Source organism: Actinomadura madurae (genome assembly GCF_900115095.1).
In the GTDB taxonomy this organism is placed as follows: Bacteria; Actinomycetota; Actinomycetes; order Streptosporangiales; family Streptosporangiaceae; genus Spirillospora; species Spirillospora madurae.
The window spans coordinates 114,206-134,652 of record NZ_FOVH01000010.1 but is presented as its reverse complement, the minus strand read 5'-3'; the positions used below and the strand labels follow the sequence as shown (position 1 = coordinate 134,652).

The following is a 20,447-nucleotide window of genomic DNA, read 5'->3' as shown; positions in this document are numbered from 1 at the left end:
CCACAGTGCCCGCATAGGTTCGGATCATGTCCGCCCCCGCCTCAGCGGCGTCCGGTCCCCTCGATGTCACCACTCCCCCGACCGTCCCGGCGGTCGCCTGGAAGCCGGTGCTGCTGATGGGCGGTGCGCTCGGCGTGGTGCTCCTGGCCGTCAGCGCCCGGTACGGCCACCACCGCGACGAGCTGTACTTCCGGGTCGCCGGACGCCATCTGGCCTGGGGATACCCGGACCAGCCGCCGTTGCTGCCGGTTCTCGTCCGGGCGATCACCGCGGTCTTCGGCGACTCGCTGGTCGCGCTGCGCGTCCCGTCCGCCGTGCTCGCCGCCTGCGGCGTGCTGGTCGCCGCGCTGACCGCCCGGGAGATGGACGGTGGACGGCGCGCGCAGCTGCTGACGGCCGCGTCCTTCACGGTCTGCCCGTTCGCCGTGGCGGCCGGCCACATCTTCGTCACCGCGACGCTCGACCTGCTGCTGTCGACCGTGATCGTCTGGCTGGTGGTCCGATGGGTCCGGACCCGTGATCAGCGGCTGCTGCTCGCCGTGGGGATCTCGTCGGCGCTGGCACTGAACGTGAAGTACCTGGCGGCGTTCCTGCTGGTCGCGCTGGTCGCCGGGATGCTGCTGTCGGGACCGCGCGACTTCCTCCGGCGCCCGCTGCTCTGGGCCGGGGCGCTCGTCGTGATCGCCGCGGTCATGCCGGGACTGGTCTGGCAGGCGCGGCACGGCTGGCCGCAACTCGACATGGCCGACGCGATCGCCGGCAAGGGCGACTTCGGCGGACGGCCCGGGTTCGTCCCGTTCCAGCTGCTCCTGACCGGCGTCCTGCCGTCCTGGCTGTGGATCTACGGGCTGTGGCGGACGTACCGGTCCGACGACCTGCGAACGTACCGTTTCCTCGGGCACGCGTACGTGCTGCTGAACGTCGTCTTCCTCGTCACCGCCGGGAAGCCGTACTACCTGAGCGGGCTGTGGGCGGGGCTCTGGGCGGCGGGCGCCGTGGAGATCGAGCGGCACGGCGCACCGCGGGGCTGGGGCTGGGCGGCGTCCGCCCCGGCGTATGTGATCACCGCCGTCACGACCGTCCTGCTGACGCTGCCGGTGTACCCGCTGAGGTGGCTGGCCGACACGCCGCAGCCCGTCGTCAACGCCGACTCGGCGGAGACCGTCGGCTGGCCCCGGTTCGCCGCGCGGGTCGCGGCCGTCCGCGACGCGCTGCCGCCCGGTGAGCGGGCCGCGGCGACGATCGTCGTCAGCAACTACGGCGAGGCCGGCGCGCTCGACAGGTACGGGCCCGCCCTGGGGCTTCCGCGCGCCTACAGCGGCCACAACGGCTACTGGTACTTCGGGCGCCCGCCGGACGGACGCGGCCCCACGATCGTGGTGGGGCCGGAAGACGTCGCGGAAGGGGCCGGGCTGCGCCGGTACTGGACGGACGTCCGCCCGGTCGGCCGCATCGACAACGGCGTCGGCCTCGACAACCAGGAACAGGGCAAACCGGTATGGGTGTGCCGCGGGCAGCGCGCGCCGTGGACGGAGCTGTGGCCCGAGTTCAGGCGCCTCTCGTAGCGGCCCTCACACCGGGAGGACGTCCCAGGCGCCGGCGCGGCGTACCAGCAGGTCGTGCGTGAGGAGGCTCCCGGCGGGGACGTCCCAGGCCGGGTCGGCGCCGTCGTCTCCGCGGTCCTCCGCCCACACCTGGGCGACCGCCCAGCGGAGCCGGTCTACGCCGTCCGGGTGGCCGGTACCGGACGCGACGAACACGTCCCGCGCGGGGGCGGCCACGACGAGGTCGCCCTCCACGTCCTGGGCCAGCTTCTCCAGGAACCCCTCGTCCAGCAGCAGTCCGGACTCCAGGCTCCCGCGGCGCCCCGCCCCGCCCAGCGACACCGTCACGGCGCGCACGTCCGGATACCAGCTGAGGCTCAGCTCGGGCCGCCGGTCACGCAAGTTGATCACGGCGTGCCGGCGCAGCTCGCCCGGCGCCACGCCGAGCTCGGCACAGTGCCGCCGGGCGACGTGCTCGTACCGCCGGCCGGACGGGACGCCCTCGTCGGAGATCTCCAGCGCGTAGGTGACGTAGAGGTCGGCGGTGAACGGGTCGCGGATCGGGTCCTCGTCCGCCGGGAGCGGGAACTCCAGCTGGACCTCGGCCGGCACCCGCGCCTTCATCAGCGGGACGATCAGACTGGACCGCGGGTCGGTCACGGGACGTTCCTCCTGGTCCTGTTACGGCCTGTGCCTACGAGTGGATCACCCTACCGCCGCGGCGGGCGGTTCCGGCGCACCACCGGGAGGGACGACGGGGAGGCCCGCCGGCGCACCGCCCTCGATGATCCGCCCCAGGGCGCCGGTGTCCATGTGCTGTTCGACGAGATCGCCCAGTGTGTCCAGCGTCGCCTCCCTCAGCGCATGGAACGAGACGTCCGGGGCCGGGGTGAAGTCCCGGTCGGCATGCTGGGCCACGTCTTCCAGAAAGGCCCGCCTGAACCCGTCGTTCTCCATGGCACCGTGCCACGTCGTCCCCCAGACGGCACCCTTCCGGCAACCATCGAGGAAAGGCTCGCCATACGCCTCGACGTGCCCATGGTGAATCTCATAGGCATGAACATCCTCGCCATAGGCGCTGCCCTGTGGGCGTCCCAGGGTCTTCTCGGCCCCGAACTCGACCCTCGCGGGAAGAAGACCGAGCCCTTCGACCCGGCCCCTTCTCGACTCGACCTCGTCCAGGATCTCCCCGGCGAGCATCTGGTAACCGCCGCAAATACCAAGTACAGGGCGCCCCTCATCGGCCCTCTTCTGGATCTCGCCGGCCATCCCCCTGTCGCGGAGCCATTCCAGATCGGTGACCGTGGCCCGCGTCCCCGGCAGCACGACCAGATCGGCCTCGGCCAGATCCCCGGCGCTCGCGGCATAGCGGACCACGACACCGGGCTCGCAGGCCAGCGCGTCCATGTCGGTGAAATTCGAGATGCGCGGGAACCTGACGACCGCGATCCGCAGCGTCTCCTTCCCATGGGCCGCTCTCGCGTGCGGACGCGGCGCGTCCAACGCCAGAGTGTCCTCGGAGTCGAGATACAGGCCGAGTTTCCAGGGCAGCACCCCGAGCGTGGGCCGCCCCGTGAGCATCTTGAGCTGCTCCAGCCCCGGCGCCAGCAGTTCCGGAGCACCCCGGAACTTGTTGATGACGAACCCCGCGACGAGAGCCTGGTCTTCCGGCTCCATCAACGCGACCGTGCCGAACAGCGACGCGAAGACACCGCCCCGGTCGATGTCACCGACCACGATCACCGGCAGATCCGCCGCCCGCGCCAGCCCCATGTTGACGATGTCGCCGGCCCTCAGATTGATCTCGGCAGGACTCCCGGCCCCCTCGCACACCACCACGTCGTATTCGGCCCGCAGCTCGTCGAGGCTTTCCAGAACAACGCCCTTGAGCCATTCCTTGTGCTCCCCGTACTGGAGCGCGTCGACCTCCGCCACAGGCCGTCCCAGAACGACGACCTGACTTCGCCGATCGCTCCCCGGCTTGAGCAGCACCGGATTCATCCTCGCCGCCGGCTCGACCCCCGCCGCCTGAGCCTGCATGTACTGCGCCCGCCCGATCTCCGCCCCGTCAATCGTCACCATCGAATTCAGCGACATGTTCTGGGCCTTGAACGGCGCGACGCGCACACCCCTCCGCGCCAGCCACCGGCACAACCCCGCCGTGACGACGCTCTTCCCCGCATCGGACGTCGTCCCCGCCACCAGGAGGCCGCTCATCTGACGGCCCACACGATGGCCGCCGCCGCGAACGTCACGACCGCCGAAAGCCTGACGGCCCTCCTGATGTCCGCGACCTCGGGCGCTCTGCCGTCCCCCATCTCGGGCCGATGCTCGACCCGTCCCTCATAGGCGTTCGTGCCCCCCAGCCGCACCCCGAGCGCCCCGGCGAACGCGGCTTCGCACCGTCCGGCATTGGGACTCGGATGCTTACTCCCGTCCCTTATCAGCACCCGCCACGCCTCCCGCCCCGAAAGGAGCGCGACCAATCCCCCGGTCACCCTCGCGGGAACCCAGTTGGCGACATCATCGAGCCGCGCACTCGCCCACCCGAACCGCTCATACCTCGGACTCCGGTACCCGACCATCGCGTCCAGCGTGTTCACGGCCCGATACATGAGCAACCCCGGAATACCCGCCACCGCACCCCACACCAACGGAGCGATCGACGCATCCGAAGTATTCTCGGCCACCGACTCGACAACGGCCCTGCTCAACGCAGCCGCATCCAGCCCCCGCGGATCCCGGGCGCACAAATGAGAAAGCCGCCCCCTCGCCGCCTCCACATCACCACGCTCCAGCACCCGGGCCATGAACAACCCTTCACGCCCCAAAGAAGTGCCACCGAGCACAGCCCAAGTAGCCCCCGCAGTGACAAGACAATGCACCCCAGGCCGCCGACCAACCCGCTCAAGCACAAACCCGCCCACACCCACCGACCCCACGAGAACCCCGGTGTAAACAACCCCTCGCCACCGAGAATCCCCATAGATCCAACGCTCCCCCACCGCAGCGACACGTCCGAACCCGGCCACCGGATGCCACCGCTTCGGATCCCCGAAAAGCGCGTCCAGAACGACCCCGAGCACCAAACCCTCACCAGAGACGCGCATCAAGCTCATCCCAGTGCCGCTCCAGCCAATCCTGCGCCCGCCGAATCCGCGCCCCGGCGCCCCCCTGCCAGATACGCCCCCAACCGCCCCCGCCCTGAGCCTTCTCACGCATCGCCCGGTAAGACCGCTCGAACCTCACCCGAGCCGCCGACAGCACATCCCGCCGCGACTCCCGATCCAGCCCATAGGCATCACAGAAGACCCGCAGCCTGCGCCCCACCTCGGCCCCGTACAACACGGCATCCCGATCGGCCGGATCGGCAATCGGCCCCCAATGCCGCAGCGCGGTCACCACATCGAACAACCGCGTTGTAGGCCGAGCCAGATCGAAATCAATCAGCGCACAAGGCACCCCGCCCCTGAACACGACATTCTCGGGCGTCACATCACAGTGCCCGATGACCTCGGGCTCCCCGTCCAGATTGGACGTCTCCCCGTCCCACGGCGCCCCGGCCGGCGCCTCATAGGACGCCACCGCCTCGTGATAGCGCCTGAGCAACCGTCCAACACCCCGAAGCACGTCCTCCGAAACGTACTGCGCCTCAAGCGGCCGATCCGGCACGTCCCCAGGCACCCAGCTGAGAACCTCCCGCCCCACCTCATCGATGCCCAGCACCCGCGGCGCCCCGTCGAACCCCACCGCCTCGAGATGCCGCAGCACCCCATGCACCGCCGGACTGTGCGCCCGCAACGGCCTGCGCACCGTCTCCCCCACCCGCACCACGCCCTCCGACACGTCCCCACCGGAGAGCGGAACCTCAAAGTTCACCGCCACAGCACCCCAAGATAGAACCCCCGCCCCACCCCCGACGCCGTTATAGATGTGGAGCCGAACGACCGGCCCCCTTACACTGTGTCCCGGCGTCCCGCCGGGCGCCGAGCGCCCGTAGCTCAGCTGGACAGAGCATCGGACTTCTAATCCGACGGTCGCGGGTTCGAATCCTGCCGGGCGCGCCCCTTCAACCAGGCCATCCGGGCTCTGACCAGGCCCCGGAATACCCCGATGCCTCTCCACGGCAGTTGCCGATCATGCCAACACACCCTTGATGGCGCTGGTTGGCGACGTCCCGTTGCCGGTCTATGCACATAGCGTAAACACGCAACATCGGCTCGACACCGCGCCCAGCCCGTTCGCCCGCCTCGGGAGCATGGACGCCCGCGTTCAACCACAGCACGCGTTCGACGGGGACCTCGCTGTGTTCACATCACGCCGGCGCTCGGCTCATTTCGAGGCTCGGGCTAGGTGAAGCGGGCGTATCCGCTGTTGAGTACTGGCTTTTCGTTGACCAGGGCGGCGAAGGTCGCTGTTCTCTTTTCCGGGACGGTCGCGGAGAGGCGGAGGACGGCGCCAGGGCGGACGGGGGCGGCGAAGCGGGCCCGCAGTTCGGTGAGGTCGCAGGGGTGGGCGTCCGCTGCGGCGGCGACGGTTCGGGCGGCTATGCCCAGCGTGCACAGCCCGTGCAGGATCGGCCCGTCGAAGCCGGATTCGGCGGCCACATCCGGGTCGATGTGGACTGGGTGGAGGTCGCCGGTCAGCCGGTACAGGGCCGCCAGCGACTCGCTGGTCGGATGGTCGGCGTGCCAGTCGCCCGGCGTGGTGGTGCGTGGTATGGACGGGCCGCGTTCGCCTCCGAAGCCGCCGTGGCCGGGTAGAAAGATCGAGTACGTCGCGGTGAACTGCGGGCACCGTGTTTCGACTTCGATGATCGCGGCCGTTCCCTTGTCCCACACGGCGGCGATGCGGCCGGTCAGGTCGAGGGTTCCGGCCGGTGGGAGGGCTTGGCGGACCTCCAGGCGCTGGGCGGCGTGGAGGGAGCGGACAGGATCGTAGGCACCCAGCGCGCCCGCGGCCTCGACCGTCCACAGGCCGAGGGCCAGACCGTAGGTCGGCAGGACGCGCAAATCCCGCTCATAGACCAGGTCCAGTTCGTCGGCGCGTGCGCCGACGCTCAGGGCGTAGAGGATCGCGTCCCGTTCGGTGTAGGCGATGGCGCGGGTGCCGAGGTCGTGCCCGGCCAGGTCGGGGACGGCGATCATCGGAACGCCGCCATTCCGGTGATGGCCTGGCCGAGCACCAGGGTGTGCACCTCGGTGGTCCCTTCGTAGGTGGAGACGGACTCCAGGTTGGTCATGTGCCGGATGACCGGGTATTCGAGGGAGATGCCGTTGGCGCCCAGGAGCCCGCGGGCCTCACGTGCCACGTGCAGCGCCTGCCGGACGTTGTCCAGTTTCCCGAAGCTGACCTGTTCCGGTGTGAGGCGCCCCGCGTCCTTCAACCCGCCCAGATGCAGGGCCAGCAGGTGCGCCCTGTTCACTCGGACGAGCATGTCCGCGAGCTTGTGCTGGGTGAGCTGGAAGCCGGCGATGGGCTTGCCGAACTGCTCGCGATGCAGCGCATAGTCCAGCGCGGTCTCGAAGCAGGAGCGGGCCGCGCCCACCGCGCCGAACAGGATGCCGAACCTGGCCTCGTTCAGGCAGGACAGCGGTCCGCGCAGGCCGTGCGCGCCGGGCAGCATCGCCGCTTGCGGCACCCGGACCTCGTCGAGGGTGAGTTCGGCGGTCACCGAGGCCCGCAGGGACAGCTTTCCCTCGATCGGGCTCGCGGCGAATCCGGGGGTGGCGGTGTCCACTAGGAAGCCCCGTATCCCGTCGTCGGTCCGTGCCCAGATGACGGCCATATCCGCGAGGGAACCGTTGGTGATCCACATCTTGGTGCCGTTGAGGATCCAGTCGGAGCCGTCGCGCCGGGCGGTGGTGCGCATCCCGCCCGGGTCGCTGCCCGAATCAGGTTCGGTCAGCCCGAAGCAACCGATCAGCTCGCCGCTCGCCATGCCGGGCAGCCAGCGCTCCTTCTGCTCGGCCGAGCCGTAGCGGTGGATCGGGAACATCGCCAGCGACCCCTGCACCGAGACGAAGCTGCGCAGTCCGCTGTCTCCCGCCTCCAGCTCCAGGCAGGCCAGGCCGTAGGCGAGGGCGCTGCTCCCGGCGCACCCGTAACCGTCCAGGTGCATGCCGAGCAGGCCGAGCGCGCCGAGTTCCTTCGCCAGCTCCCGCGGGAACTCGCCGCGTTCGAACCAGCCTCCGACGTGGGGTGCGACGCGCTCGCGGACGAACCGGCGGACCGTGTCCTGGATCATGCGCTCCTCGTCGCCGAGGGACATCTCCACGTCCAGGAAGTCGGCAGGGTTGATCATCTGTGCTCCAATCTGTCCTTGGCCGCCGCGACGGCACGGCGGCGGGTATCTGAGCCCAGCAGGTCGAGCCGGACGCGGTGCCAGTGCTCGGCGTCGAATGCGCCGAGGTCCAGGTCGGCCAGCAGCCGCCTGGTCGCCGCGAACGAGGCCGAGCCGGGGCCCGGCACGATCCCGGTGGCGATCTCCTCGGCTCGTGCGGCGGCCTCGCCGGGTTCGGCCACCTCGCTGACCAGGCCCGCCGCTTGGGCCGAGGCTGCGGTGAAGCGCTCGCCGAGCAGGACCAGGCGGGTGACCGTGTCGCGCGGGAGGGTCCGGTGCAGGCGGGCGATCGTGCGCGGGTTGTAGAGGAGCCCCAGCTCGACCGCAGGTATCTGCAGGAAGGCGTCCGATGCCGCCACCCGCAGGTCGCAGGCCAGTGCGAGCTCGACCGCGGCTCCGACGCACGGGCCTTCGAGCGCCGCCAGTACGGGGAACGGGGCCGTCCGGATGAGATGGACCGTTCTGGACAGGTCGTCGTCGTAGGCGAGATCGTCCGGTGTACCGGAGAGGTCGTGCAGGTCGGCGCCCGCGCTGAAGGCGCCGCCCTCGCCGGTGAGGACCATCCCGCCGCAGTCGTCCGCCGATGCGAAGACTCTCCGCAGTTCGGCCAGCATCAGGCGGGAGAGGGCGTTGCGCCGTTCCGGTGCGGCCAGGCGCACGCGCCACAGCGGGCCGTCACGGCGCACGTCGATGGTCATCGGTCCGTGCCCGCGGTGGTCGGCGACCAGCGACGCCATAGCGGCCCGCGGTCGAAGGCCACCGCGTCCTCGATGTCCTCGGCGACGTCCAGCAGCAGTTGCTCGGCCCGCGGCGCGGCAACGAGCTGGACGCCCACCGGCAGGCCGCTCGCGGTGGTGCCGCAGGGCAGGCTGAGGGCCGGTACGCCCGCGACGTTGAACGGCACGGCGAACGGAAAGGCGCCCCACAGTGAGGACACGGGCTGTCCATCGATTCGCCTCGGGCGCTCTCCCAGCGGGAAGGCCGGAACGGCGGTCGCCGGGGTGACGAGGATGTCGATCGACTCGAACAGTGCCTCGGCCCGCGCACGGTAGCGGGGCAGGGCCCGGCGTGCGGCGTCCACCTCGGCGGCGGGCAGGTGGCGGGCCGCACGCAGCGTGCTCAGCTGATATCCGGTGATCAGGTCGGGCGACTCGACGAGGAGGTGCCTGCGCTCGCGGTCCTCGTCGTCCAGGACGAGAGGACCGAAGATCTCCTGCCAGCCTTCGACGGGCGCGTCGTGCTCCTCGACCCGGTGTCCCTGCTCGGCGAGGAGCATGGCGATCTCCTTGACGAGGGCGGCCACGCCGGGGTCCACCGGGCGGTCCTCTGGACGCGGGCACCAGGCGACGCGCAGCCCGGTCGGCACCTTGCGACGCGGGTAGCCGGAGTCGGCGAGGACTCCGAGCATCACCCGGGCGTCGTCGACGTACCGGGTCAGCGGCCCGGGCGAGGCGAACTCGGTCATCGCACGGAAGCCGCCTTCGTCGGGGCACAGGCCCCAGGTCGGCTTCACGCCGACGAGCCCGCAGAACGCGGCGGGAATGCGGACGGAGCCGCCGCCGTCCGACCCGACCGCCACGGCGGCCATGCCGGCGGCGACGGAGGCGGCGGCGCCGCCGCTGGAGCCGCCGGCGGTGCGGTCCGGGTCCCAGGGGTTGCCCGTGGCGGGACCGAGCAGGTTGTCGGTGGTCGCGGACTGCCCGAACTCGGCGGTGTTGGTCTTCCCGGTGAAGACGCCGCCCGCCGCGCGGAGCCTGCGGACGACGCCCGAGTCGCTCTCGGCGATCTCTCCGCGGTGCACCAGCGAGCCCAGCGTGGTCTCCACGCCCCGGAGGTGGAAGGCGTCCTTGATCGATACCGGTACTCCGAGCAGGGGTGCGCGCCGGGTGTCCCACTCGCCGCGCCGGTACGTCTCGGTGGCACGCCTCGCCTGCTCACGGGCGAGGTCGCCGGTCACGGTGAGGTAGGCGTGCAGGTACGGGTCGAGCCGGCCGATGCGCTCCAGGACCTCGGCGGTGAACTCGGACGGTGAGAGGGTGCCGTCGGCGAATGCCCTGGTGAGAGCGCGGACGGGAAGCTCCAGGGGATGCTCAGGCATGGGGGGCCACCCCGCCGCTGATCCCGTAGACCTCGCCGGTGATGTACCCCGCCTCCGGCCCGGCCAGGAACGACACGAGCGCCGCCACGTCGTCCGGGCGACCGACCCTGCCCACCCGGGAGCGTTCCTCGGCGTAGCCGTCGAAGAAGTCGTCGGGGTAGATCTTGCGGAGGAAGTCGTTGTAGATCAGGCCGGGGGCGATCGCGTTGACCCGGACTCCGTGCCGGCCGTTCTCCGCCGCCGCCACGCGCGTCAGCGCCAGCACTCCGGCCTTTGCGGCCGAGTACGCGGCTCCGTGCTCGACGCTGGTCTCCCAGGCGGCGATCGAGCTGATGTTGACCACCGCGCCCGCCCCGGACTCGATCATGTGGGGCAGGGCGTACCGCATCGCGTAGAAGGTGCCGTTGAGGTCCACGTCCAGGCAGCGCCGCCAGGTCTCCCCCGACATCCGGTCACCGGCTCGATCTTGCTCCAGCCCGCGTTGTTGACCAGGACGTTCAGGCTGCCGCGCGCGGCCACCACATCGTCCATGACCCGTTCGACCGCCCGTTCGTCGGTGACGTCGAGGGGCCGGGCGAGGAACGGGCGGCCGTGCCGGGCCTCCAGCCCGGCCGCCAGTTCCTCGGCGCGGCGTTCGTGCGCGTCGGTGATCACGACGTCGAATCCGTCGGCGGCGAGCCGGCGCGCCACCGCGCTGCCGATGCCCGCCCCCGCGGCGGCGGTGACCACCGCCACCTGACGACCGTCCATCTGAGTGTCCGCCTTTCTCAGGAAGGGTGGGCGCGCTCAGCCCGCGGCGACGGCGGGGATGATCCGCTCGGCGAGCTGCGCGATGTGCCGCTTGCGTCCGCCGGACAGCAGCGCGAAGGTGATCCGGTCGATGTCGAGCGCGGCCAGTTCCCGCAGTCGCTCGACGCACGTCCGCTCGTCGCCGACCAGGGCGACGGAGCGGACGAAGTCGTCGCTGACGACCTTCTTGTGACCGGCGTGCCGGGACAGGTGGTCGACCAGGTGGTAGCCCCGGCTGGCGGCGGCGAACTCCGGCCGGAACCTCTCCCAGGCGGGGGGCATGCTCTTCCAGACGTCCATGGTGGCGGCCTGGCTGGTGGCCCACGCCCGCACCGCGCTCAGTGCCCGCTCCTCGTCCTCGTCCACGCTCATCGTGACGATCAGGTCGATCAGCAGCTCGGAGCGGTCCCGCCCGGCCTTCGCCAAGCCTTCACGGATGAAGTCCAGCTGCCATGCGCAGAATTCGGGGTCGGCCGCGCCCATCAGGATCGCGCCGTCGCACGCCTCCCCGGCCAGACGCAGCATGCCCGGCTGGGAGACGGCCAGGTAGATGGGAATCTGGTGGTGGGCGGCGGCGATCTGCACCTCGGTTCCGTACAGCTCCGCCGGTTCTCCCGAGAACAGGGCGCGGAACTCGGCGATCCCCTGCCGCAGATCGCCGAGCTTGGACGGCTGCCCGCCCGCGCCCAGCACCGCCGACCAGCCGGCGCCCAGGCCCAGCATGGCGTGCCCGCCCGACAGCTCGTCCAGCGCGACCGTCGCGTTGGCGGTGACGGTCGGGTGCCGGGTGACGAGGTTGGTCACCGCCGACCCGATGTGCATCCGCTCGGTGGCCAGCGCCGCCAGGTTCATCGCGGCGTACACGTCCTTCATGCCGAGTTGGAAGTCGATGAACCACATCGCTTCGAACCCGTGCCCCTCGGCCTGCCGGGCCAGTTCGGTGACGTTGGCGAGCGGCTCGCGCGGGCTGACGCCCATCGACAGTCCCCAACGGCTCATAGTGCGAGTCATGATCAGCTCATCCCTTCCAGGGCTTCGCGGACGGCGGCGGTGACGGCGTCCGGGCGGTCGATGTTCATCAGGTGGCCCGCACCGGAGATCTCGCGATACTCGGCCTGCGGCAGCGCCGTGAGGATGATGTCGGCGGCCTTGCGCGGGCAGAAGGTGTCGTACTCGCCGCCGATCACCGTGACCGGGCAGCGGACATCGGCCAGGGCGGGGGTCAGCGGACGATCGTGCAGCGCGGCCATCGCGGCGGCCGCGTTGGCGTAGCCGGCCCCGTCACCGATGGCGGCCATCCTGGCGGCGGTGACCGCCTCGGCGTCGGAGGACGGGTCGTGCAGACCCGCCTCGGTGTCCTCGCGAAGAGCCTGGGCGAGGCGTGCCCGGTCGCCTGCGCGCCCGATCCGCTCGGCGTAGAAGCCGGCGGCCGCGCGTCCGACCTTGGTGGAAGCGCCGAGCGCGATGACTCCGGTGACCAGACGGCGGTCCCGTGCGGCCGCGGCGAGCGCGATCGTGCCCCCGAGGGAGAAGCCGACGACCGGGGCCGGACCGGTCACCCGGGCGAGGAACTCCAGAAGGTCGTCGCGCAGTTGCTCCGGCGTGCCGTCGGGAGCACCGAGCGTGGTACCGCCGTGGCCGCGCAGGTCGTAGGCGTAGGTCCGGTAGCCGGCCAGTGCCTCCTGCTGTGGACGCCAGGTGAGGTGGTCCTCGGCCAGGCCGTGCGCCATCAGCACCGGCGACCCCTGGCCCGAGACCCGGTAGCGCACATCGATGTCCCTGAGACGAGTGGTCTCGGTTCTTGGAATGGTCCCGGTTCCCTGAGAGTTCCCGCTCGTGCTCATGTCGGCTCCTTCGCCATGCGCTCACGGAGATCGGCCTTGCGGATCTTGCCGGCGGCGGTCCTCGGCATCCCGTCGACCAGGCGCAGCCGTTCCGGCCACAGCCGGCGCGGGACGCCCCGTTCGTCCAGCCAGTGCAGGAAGGCGTCGAGCGTCGGCGGCTCGCCGGCGGGCTCCACCACCGCGCAGATGCGTTCGCCGAGCCGCGCGTCCGGCGTTCCGATCACGGCCACCGCACGGACGGCGGGATGCTCCGACAGCGCGTTCTCCAGCGGGATCGGGGAGATGTTCACGCCGCCTCGGATGATCAGGTCCTTCAGGCGGCCGGTGAGGTGTAGATATCCGTCCCCGTCGAGCCGGGCGAGGTCGCCGGTGCGGAAGAAGCCGTCCTCGGTGATCAGCTCGTGGTACATCTCGGGCTGCCCCGCGTATCCCGTGAACACCCCCGGCCCGCGCATGGCCAGCTCGCCTTCGGCGCCCGGCGCCGCCCACGCCCCGGTGTCGTCCAGTATCCGCAGCTCCAGCTCGGGAAGCCCGGTCCCGGCCGTACCGGTGATCCGTTCCGGCGGATCGCCGGGAAGGCAGGTGGTCACGCCGCCTTCGGTCATGCCCCACAGCACCGTGACGAACGTTCCGGGCGCCTGCGCGGCCGCCTCCTCCAGCAGTGCGGGAGGCACCGGGGCGCCACCGCAGAGGAACGTCCGCAGGCCCGCCATTTTCGGGCCCTTCCATGGCAGGTCCATCAGGTCCTTCAGAAAGGGCGTGGCGGCGGCGGTGAAGGCGCAGCCGTGACGATCGATCACCCGGAGCGCCCGCTCGGGATCCCAGCGCTCTTGGAGGACGAGTTCGGCCCCGGTGAACAACGACAGCCGGGCACCGTGCCAGGCGCCGACGCTGTGCCCCAGTGGCGAGGCCATGAAGATGGGCGTCGCGGAGGTCAGCCCGAAGCGCTCGGCGAAGCCGATATTGACCGCGGCGAGGGTGTCCTCGGTGTGCGCCACGGCCTTCGGACGCCCGGTGGTGCTGGAGGTGAACATCAGCTGCGCGAGCCCGGCGGCGTGGGGCGGTGATGCCGGGGGCCCGGCACCGCTCGCGACGTCGCGAAGGACCATCGCCGGCTCCGGTGCCGACCCGGCGTCGGCGTCGACCGTCACGGCCGTCACGACGTGGGCGCTCTCGGCGGCGACGCGCAGGGCGACGCCGTCGTCGGTGCCGCCGGAGTAGGTGCGGTCGGTGACCAGGGCGCGCGCCGCGACCAGGTCGGCCACGTAGCGCAGCGTCCCGGGGTCGGTCGTGACGGGGATGGTCGCCGGGACCGCGCCCAGCCGCAGGCAGCCGAGGAAGATCACCTGCCAGGCCACCGCGTTCGGCAAGCACTGGACGACGACGTCCCCGCGGCCCACTCCGCGGCTGGCCAGCAGGCCGGCGAACCGGCCGGCGGCGTGCCAGAGGCCGGCCCTGGTCAGCACCGCGCCGCGATCATCGCGCACGCTGATCGCCTCCGGGTCGGCCTCCACCTGGCGCCTGAAGCGGGCGACGAGCGCCTCGCCCGGCCACCAGCCTTGGCGGCGATACCGGTCCGCCCGATCGTGCGGGGCCGGCTCAGGGAGGGTGGTCATGGGGCCTCCTCGCTGGTCAGGGTGACAGCCACCCGTTACCGTCCCCATCGTCACGGACGCTTCACGAGATCGTCAAGATAGCGACATCGCTTTTTTTATATGACGACGTCGCTTTCACGAGTGATCGGCGGTAGCATGAGCCGCGGCGCGTGGCGTCCTCCCCACGTCTCGCGCACGCCGGAAACACCCCACGACACAGGCGGTCCCGCGGCGGTCCGCCGACGAGGAGGCGCGCGGTGGCAGCGGTCCCGACCACCCCGAAAGGCATCCGCACGCGAACGCAGATCCTGGCGGCCGCACGGCGGGTGTTCGCCCGATCCGGCTACGTGAACGCCACCATGAGCGCGATCGCCGAGGAGTCGGGGCTGTCGCTGGGCGGTCTCTACCGCTACTTCGGCAACAAGGAGGACGTGTTCGAGTCGCTGATCGGCGACATACACGACGAGCTGTACCAGGCCAGCGGCCGCACCGCCCATGACTTCCGCACGGACGCCTATGCCGCCCTGCTCGACGCCAACCGCGGGTATCTGGAGCACTACCACGCCAACCGGGACGTGATGCGAGCGCTGATCGAGGCGGCCAACGTCGACGCGCGTTTCCGGGACGTGTGGTTCCGGATGAGGGAGCGGCACGTCGACCGATTCGTCACCGCGCTCGCCGAGCACCACGGGATCGACACTGTCGGCGGACAGTCCGCCCGACTGATGGCCGAGGCGGCGGCCTGCATGGTCGAACAGTCGGCCTATGTCTGGTACGCGCACGAGAAGCTGCGCGCGCAGACCGTTCCCCTCGCCGATGCGGCGGTCATCGTCACCCAGGCATGGCACAACCTGTTCTTCGCCGACGCCCCGGAATTCGCGCCGGCCGGCGACTGACCCGGATTCATCGCTCCCCGGTGCCGCGAGCCCATGGCACCGGGGCTTTCGCATGCCCTGACGGGGCGGGACCAGGCACAACGCCGCACAGCAAAAAGCGATGCCACTTTTAAAAAAAAGCGACATCACTCTTGACTGTGATGCAGGGCACGCCCAGCATGGGCACATCCGAACGCCTCACACTCGATCCGCGAGGTGCCCCATGGCGACACCTGACCCATCCATCACGTCAGACGGAACCGGAACCGACCCTGTGCGCGCGACGCGGCCGCCGCGCTCAGCGGTTTCGGGCACTGGTGATCTACCAGCGCCCGCCACGGCGCAGAATCCCGGTGAAGGAGGGGTGCCGGACGGCGAGCAGGTCTCGGCCGAGCGCGGGCGCCGGGCGATGCTCGGGGCGTGGTTCGGATTCTTCGTCGACCTGTTCGACATCTACCTGCCGATCGTCACGCTCGCCCCGGCGATCGCCTACTTCGTCTCGCCCGACCTCGGCACCGGCGGCAAGGCGATCGTCAATGGAGCGATCTTCGCCGCCACGCTGCTGGGACGGCCGATCGGCGCGGCCGTCTTCGGCCGCATCGCCGACACCCTGGGCCGCCGCCGAGCGACGATCATGGCGATGAGCGGGGCGGCGGTGTCCACGCTCCTGATCGCGTTGCTGCCCGGCTTCCATCAGGTCGGCATCGTCAGCGTCGTGGCGTTCGTGGTGATCCGCTTCGTGGGCGGCATCTTCCTGGGCGGTGAGTACACGGGCGCCAACCCCCTGGCCATGGAGGCGACGCCCCCGCACAAGCGCGGGCTTTATAGCGGCATCATCAACACCGGCTTCCCACTCGCCTACGCGGCCATCTCCCTGATCACCTTGTTCCTGCTGCTGCTGATGCCGGCGCAGGACCTCGACTCGGCCTACGTCCAGTGGGGCTGGCGGATCCCGTTCGTGATCGGCGCCGTGCTCACCGTCCTGCTGGTCTTGTACTTCCGGCGCTCGGTGGACGAGTCGGAGGTCTTCGCCTCGGCAGAACGGGCGAAGAGCCCGATCAAGGAACTGTTCGCGCGCGGCAACCGCTCCCGCTTCATCCAGGTGTTCGTGCTCATGAGCGGTTTCTGGCTGTCGATGCAGCCGGTCACAGCGGTGCTGCCGTCCCTGCTCGGCCCCGACGGAATCGGGCTGACCAGCCGGGAGACGACCCTGCTCCTGGTGGTCGCCTACCTGCTCCTGGCCTGCGTGGAGCCCCCGGCCGCGGCGCTTTCCCAGCGCATCGGGCGACGTCGCTACCTGACCTGGTCCGGTATGGCGATGATCGTCATCGCCACGCCGGCCCTGTTCGCCGTGGTCCGCTTCGGGCCCACCAGCACCCCTGCGGCCGCCGCCGGGACGATCGTGGTGATCCTCGTCGCGATCTGCCCGTGGGCGGTGCTGCCCGCCTACATCAACGAGCGGTTCCCGACCTCGGTCAGAGCCTCCGGCTACGGTCTCGCCTACAGCCTGGCCGTGGTCCTGCCCTCCTTCTACGCCTTCTACCAGGCTGGACTGGGCAACCTCATGCCCTTCGACTACACCGGGACCATCCTCCTGCTGGTCGGCGCGCTCCTCGTCCTCGGATCGGCACTCGCCGGCCCGGAGACCACGCAGGTCGACCTGCACGAATCCACACTGAGCTCCCGCTAAGGAGTTCCCGGAGCGGAGCCGATCTCGGCTATCAGCTACAGCGGCACCAGGCGACCGGCGAGCGAGGGGCCCCGGTCGCCTGGAGCGCACTTGCTCGATCCAAGTCACCCAGGCACGAAACCGCGAGCACACCCCTCGTAGCTCATCGATCTCGCTCACGGAGCCGTGCGCGGTCCACCGCGGCGCGGGCCGCGTCCACGGGCATCCCGAGCAGCAGCAGGTGAGTGAACGCGACGTCGGCGGCGTCGCCGTCCCAGGTCTCGTCGAGTCCGGCGGACAAGAACGTCAGCGCGACGTTCTCCAGGACCCGCGACAGCACACCCGGATCGAGGCGATTGGTGAAGATCCCGCGCTGCTGCCCGCGGCCGATCAGGTGGGCGACGGCCGTGTTGAACGGCTCCATCGCCGCCGTCACCGCGTCGGCGGCGCCGCGCCGGGCCAGCTCGATCACCGGGGCGAACCGGCGCGCTTCGCTCCAGGTGCGCAGTACCATCCCGGCCAGCTCCGTGCCAGGGTCGGCGGCCTCGACGTCGATCGCACCCAGCCGGGAGACGAACTCCTCGGCGCCCACCTGCACCAGGGCCGCGACCAGATCGCGCCGAGTCGGGAAGTGCCCGTACAGGGTGCGCCGCACCATCCCGGCCGCGGCGGCGATGTCGTCCATGCTCGCGTCCGGGTCGGCGGCCAGCACCTCCCGCGCGGCGCTCAGAATCGACAGACGGTTCCGACTCCGCGCCGTCAGCGTTCGCACCGTCCCAGCAGCCACCCGCTCCCCCTCCAAAGATGCCTACAGCTCCATAATCCCGTTCCAGCCCGCGGGCTGGCCGCCGCAGGCCCGCCCCAGGGTCACATCTCTCGGCCAGCGGACCGCGCGCCCGCCGGGGCAGGCTGGTCCGACGCGAAGCGGTCAAGGACGTTCTTGGTGAGACGGGAGACGTTGTTGTCGTAGCCGTTGTGCGACAGCGATCCGCAGTAGGCGATCGAGCTCGCCGACCACACGCCACCGCCGTTCGGCGCAGGGAAATAGGTGATGTCCGCGCGGACCTGGCCACTCTGGCTCCCGCCGGTGCCGGGCACGTTGAAGTACAGCTCCTCGAGCACCTCAAGGTAGATGTCGGTGTGGTCCTCCGACGTCGCCGCGATGACCGTCTCCGGCGGTGTACCGAGGGCGGCGTCGTAGATGTCCAGTTCGAGTCCGGCGGCGCCGTCGCCGACGAGCCCGAAGTCGCCGATCCTCTCGTCCTCGATCCCCTCGAACATCCATGCGGTGATCGGGTCGCGGCCCTCGGGCGTGCGCCGGTAGTACGAGGAGACGTCGAAGCCCTCGGCGCCGAAGCCGACCCCGACGAGCCGCTGCGGGGCACGCCCGCGATGCCGCCACAGGGTGCCGTACTCTCCGGTGAACGACAGGTGGAACTCGCCCGGTGCGCACTTCCAGGCGTTGGAGCCATTGCCCTTGCGGACCTCGATGACGTTCCTGTTCTGCGGGTCGTAGTTGATCACCCAGTAGAAGCCGTTGGCGCCGAGGTACATCAGCCGGCCGCCGTTCTCGACGTAGCCGTTGAGCGCGTCGAGCATCTGCTCGGAGTAGTACTCCGGATGCGAGCCGGTGAGCACGACCCGGTAGGGGGCAATGGCCTCCGGCCCTTCCCGCTGCAGGTCCTCGTCGGTCACCACGTCGAACTCGTAGCCCATCTCGATCAACCAGTCGATCAGGTGCAGATCGGCGTTGAACTGCCAGAGCGAGGGCGAGAGCCAGTGCCGGAAGCCCGGCCGCATGTTGAGGATCGGGCGCAGCCGGGTGGAGTAGGCGACGCCGGAGCCGTCGGTGTGCGTGTCGTAGGTGGACAGGCCGAACTCGCGGTGCTCGCTGAGCACGATGTTCCGCTGTTCCAGCACCGGCGTCCGCGCCACGAGAAGCTGGGCGAGCGGTGCCGACAGCGTCACATGATCGTTCGCGTAGGCCATGTAGCTGGCGGTGGGCGCCAGGAAGCAGACGCGCTTCTCTCGCCCGCGCGGGGCGCGCACGTAGAACGGCACGTAGTCGGTGTCATCGGCGGCGGCGAGGCGCGCGGCGTACAGCCCGGACGGCAGGTCGTCCGGCACGGTGAGCGAGAAGTCGGCCCGCCAGCGCGCGTCGTCGAGATCGTCGTCGTGGAAGTGGATCGCGCCGTACTGCTCGGGCGCGTGGACGAAGTTCTGCTCGCGCGCCTCCCAGTTGTAGCCGGTCACGGCGCGGGTGGGCAGGTTGACGGTGCGCCCGTCGAGCCGGTTCGACGACACGTCGGTGATCTGGCGGGTCTGCTCGATGCCGTTCGGCGTGATCTCGTGCTGGAAGTTCCACGCGGCGACAAGCCCGTCGCCGCCCGGCCGGTCGGTCTGCGCGCGGACGGCGTCGCCGTCCAGAGCCCGCGCATGCACACGAGGGCGATCGAGCCTGCCGTTGTAGTGACCGCCGACGACGACACCGATCCGCTCGGCGGTCAGCGCCTCGACGAAGCCCGCCATCACCAGCGGCACGCCGTTGTCCGAGGCCGGCCGCAGAACCGCGCTCCCGGTGACCTCCGCCGTGGTCGACGCGAAGGAAGAGGCCAGCGTGAAGCGCCCGTTCGCCTTCGCCACCTCCGGCTCCTGCCGTACCGTGATCATGCCGTCGGTGTTCAGCGACGCCGATGCCCGGTACCAGATGCCGGCCAGCAGCGGCCTGCCGGTACTGAGGCGCTGCACCCTGCCGGCCCCGTCCCCGATCCAGAGCTGGACACCGCCGTCTTCTCCAATGAACAGGCCGTATCCGGAGTGCCGGGCGCTGTCCCACTTGGTGATCAGACCCTGGACGCCCTTCGCGGGCGTCGTCGGGCAGATGAGCACCTGCAGTGTGAAGGGGCCGGTGAACCTGAGCGCCTCGTCGTCGTCGACCAGGACGTGGGACCCGGAGTGGATCCGCTGGACCTGCCCCGGGTACTCCCCGTCGACCGACGTCGCGACCGGCTCGACCTTGAAGCCGGGACCGTCGGGGTTGGTGTCGCCGTGGACGAGCTTGACGATGTCCGCGTGGTAGCGGTCGGCATCGCAGCTGACGTTGAAGTCCACCCGTTCACCGGGGCGCACGCTGAGCTGTTCGCTGTATCCGACGACCTTCATCAGCGCGCTCCTTCCGCGTCCGCGAGCAGGCCGTTGTCACGCAGCCGCTTCAGGAACAACCCGTGCTCGGCCTCGAACCGGTCGGAGAACGTGTCGTCCAGAAGCCTCGGCGGCCGGTCCGGTTCGCCGGTGATGGCCGCGATCCGCCACTCCTCGTGAGGTCTGGTGCACACCAGGATGTATTTGCTGGCCATGACCAGATGGTTCTTGCGCAGGTAGACCAGCACGCGCTCAAGATCGTCGCTGTGCTTGCCGACCGGCCGCCGCCGATGCTCCTCGATGACCGCCGTCGTGATCCGAGGGCGGATCTCCGTGGCCAGGATGCGGTCCTCGACCTGCCGGAACGCGGCGTACGCCCGTGCGTTCTGTTCCTCGAGTGAAGGGAGTGAGCTCATCGGCCCTCCAAGACTGCGGAGTGGAAGAACCGGATCGCCTCGCGGCGCGTCCTCTGGTCCAGTCAGAGGCCAGGGACGTCCCGCACGAACCGATATCCGTCAACTGAACCCATTTCCGCAGGTGAGGCCCTTG

General features: G+C 70.5%; 17 protein-coding genes, 1 tRNA gene and 1 pseudogene. 4 read left to right on the top strand and 15 right to left on the bottom strand.

What is annotated here, in order from left to right:
• The first annotated feature begins 26 nt into the window (after positions 1-26).
• Positions 27-1,565: an ArnT family glycosyltransferase gene (locus tag BM339_RS26540; RefSeq protein WP_075022582.1), complete on the top strand. Its 1,539-nt coding sequence runs from the start codon at positions 27-29 to the stop codon at positions 1,563-1,565.
• 6 nt (positions 1,566-1,571) lie between these two features.
• Here BM339_RS26540 and BM339_RS26535 read toward each other — a convergent pair whose 3' ends face one another.
• From BM339_RS26535 to BM339_RS26520, 4 genes are read right to left on the bottom strand one after another with little or no spacing between them, the layout of a single operon-like run.
• A complete protein-coding gene (locus tag BM339_RS26535; RefSeq protein ID WP_256255463.1) occupies positions 1,572-2,204 on the bottom strand; it encodes a DUF1444 domain-containing protein in 633 nt (210 codons plus the stop codon).
• A gap of 45 nt (positions 2,205-2,249) precedes the next feature.
• Complete coding sequence (locus BM339_RS26530) at positions 2,250-3,761, bottom strand: cobyric acid synthase (RefSeq protein ID WP_075022718.1); 1,512 nt, start codon at positions 3,759-3,761, stop codon at positions 2,250-2,252.
• Positions 3,758-4,654 (bottom strand): cobalamin biosynthesis protein, encoded by an 897-nt coding sequence (locus BM339_RS26525; protein ID WP_218163773.1) that lies wholly within the window; start codon positions 4,652-4,654, stop codon positions 3,758-3,760. The genes BM339_RS26530 and BM339_RS26525 overlap by 4 nt, the downstream gene beginning before the upstream one ends.
• Positions 4,638-5,429, bottom strand: coding sequence for a phosphotransferase enzyme family protein (locus BM339_RS26520; RefSeq protein ID WP_075022580.1), 792 nt, complete (start codon positions 5,427-5,429; stop codon positions 4,638-4,640). Before BM339_RS26520 ends, BM339_RS26525 begins: the two co-directional genes overlap by 17 nt.
• A 105-nt stretch (positions 5,430-5,534) precedes the next feature.
• Here BM339_RS26520 and BM339_RS26515 point away from each other — a divergent pair.
• A tRNA-Arg gene (locus BM339_RS26515) sits at positions 5,535-5,608 on the top strand.
• Between the two features lie 285 nt (positions 5,609-5,893).
• On the opposite strand, the gene BM339_RS26505 is transcribed toward BM339_RS26515, so the two are convergent.
• The 8 genes and pseudogenes from BM339_RS26505 to BM339_RS26470 all read right to left on the bottom strand — a co-directional run bounded on the left by BM339_RS26505 (position 5,894) and on the right by BM339_RS26470 (position 14,234).
• Entirely contained in the window at positions 5,894-6,691 is a 798-nt protein-coding gene (locus tag BM339_RS26505) for a MaoC/PaaZ C-terminal domain-containing protein (protein ID WP_075022579.1), read from the bottom strand.
• On the bottom strand, positions 6,688-7,848 hold the full coding sequence (locus tag BM339_RS26500) for an acyl-CoA dehydrogenase family protein (RefSeq protein WP_075022578.1): 1,161 nt from the start codon (positions 7,846-7,848) through the stop codon (positions 6,688-6,690). Before BM339_RS26500 ends, BM339_RS26505 begins: the two co-directional genes overlap by 4 nt.
• Positions 7,845-8,585, bottom strand: coding sequence for an enoyl-CoA hydratase/isomerase family protein (locus tag BM339_RS26495; RefSeq protein WP_177287788.1), 741 nt, complete (start codon positions 8,583-8,585; stop codon positions 7,845-7,847). Before BM339_RS26495 ends, BM339_RS26500 begins: the two co-directional genes overlap by 4 nt.
• A complete protein-coding gene (locus tag BM339_RS26490) occupies positions 8,582-9,985 on the bottom strand; it encodes an amidase (protein WP_075022576.1) in 1,404 nt (467 codons plus the stop codon). The genes BM339_RS26495 and BM339_RS26490 overlap by 4 nt, the downstream gene beginning before the upstream one ends.
• Positions 9,978-10,690 (bottom strand): annotated as a pseudogene (locus tag BM339_RS51710) (SDR family NAD(P)-dependent oxidoreductase); the annotation flags it as partial. The gene BM339_RS26490 and the pseudogene BM339_RS51710, both read right to left, overlap by 8 nt.
• Positions 10,691-10,771: 81 nt before the next feature.
• Positions 10,772-11,773 carry an LLM class flavin-dependent oxidoreductase gene (locus tag BM339_RS26480; protein WP_177287787.1) on the bottom strand — a complete coding sequence of 334 codons (1,002 nt, stop codon included), beginning with the start codon at positions 11,771-11,773 and terminating at the stop codon, positions 10,772-10,774.
• Positions 11,774-11,787: 14 nt separating this feature from the next.
• A complete protein-coding gene (locus BM339_RS26475; protein WP_075022574.1) occupies positions 11,788-12,618 on the bottom strand; it encodes an alpha/beta fold hydrolase in 831 nt (276 codons plus the stop codon).
• Positions 12,615-14,234 carry an AMP-binding protein gene (locus BM339_RS26470; RefSeq protein ID WP_075022573.1) on the bottom strand — a complete coding sequence of 540 codons (1,620 nt, stop codon included), beginning with the start codon at positions 14,232-14,234 and terminating at the stop codon, positions 12,615-12,617. The genes BM339_RS26475 and BM339_RS26470 overlap by 4 nt, the downstream gene beginning before the upstream one ends.
• Positions 14,235-14,470: 236 nt before the next feature.
• Between BM339_RS26470 and BM339_RS26465 the strand changes: the two genes are divergently transcribed.
• Together BM339_RS26465 and BM339_RS26460 are read left to right on the top strand one after the other, a co-directional pair.
• Entirely contained in the window at positions 14,471-15,109 is a 639-nt protein-coding gene (locus BM339_RS26465; RefSeq protein WP_075022572.1) for a TetR/AcrR family transcriptional regulator, read from the top strand.
• Positions 15,110-15,452: 343 nt separating this feature from the next.
• Positions 15,453-16,778 carry an MFS transporter gene (locus tag BM339_RS26460; protein ID WP_075022571.1) on the top strand — a complete coding sequence of 442 codons (1,326 nt, stop codon included), beginning with the start codon at positions 15,453-15,455 and terminating at the stop codon, positions 16,776-16,778.
• 142 nt (positions 16,779-16,920) lie between these two features.
• Here the strand turns inward: BM339_RS26460 and BM339_RS26455 are convergent, their stop codons facing one another.
• The 3 genes from BM339_RS26455 to BM339_RS26445 form a co-directional block, all read right to left on the bottom strand.
• Complete coding sequence (locus BM339_RS26455) at positions 16,921-17,544, bottom strand: TetR/AcrR family transcriptional regulator (protein ID WP_177287786.1); 624 nt, start codon at positions 17,542-17,544, stop codon at positions 16,921-16,923.
• An 80-nt stretch (positions 17,545-17,624) separates the two neighbouring features.
• On the bottom strand, positions 17,625-19,919 hold the full coding sequence (locus BM339_RS26450) for a N,N-dimethylformamidase beta subunit family domain-containing protein (protein WP_218163762.1): 2,295 nt from the start codon (positions 19,917-19,919) through the stop codon (positions 17,625-17,627).
• Positions 19,919-20,314 carry a N,N-dimethylformamidase alpha subunit family protein gene (locus BM339_RS26445; protein WP_075022568.1) on the bottom strand — a complete coding sequence of 132 codons (396 nt, stop codon included), beginning with the start codon at positions 20,312-20,314 and terminating at the stop codon, positions 19,919-19,921. The genes BM339_RS26450 and BM339_RS26445 overlap by 1 nt, the downstream gene beginning before the upstream one ends.
• Positions 20,315-20,447 lie beyond the last annotated feature (133 nt).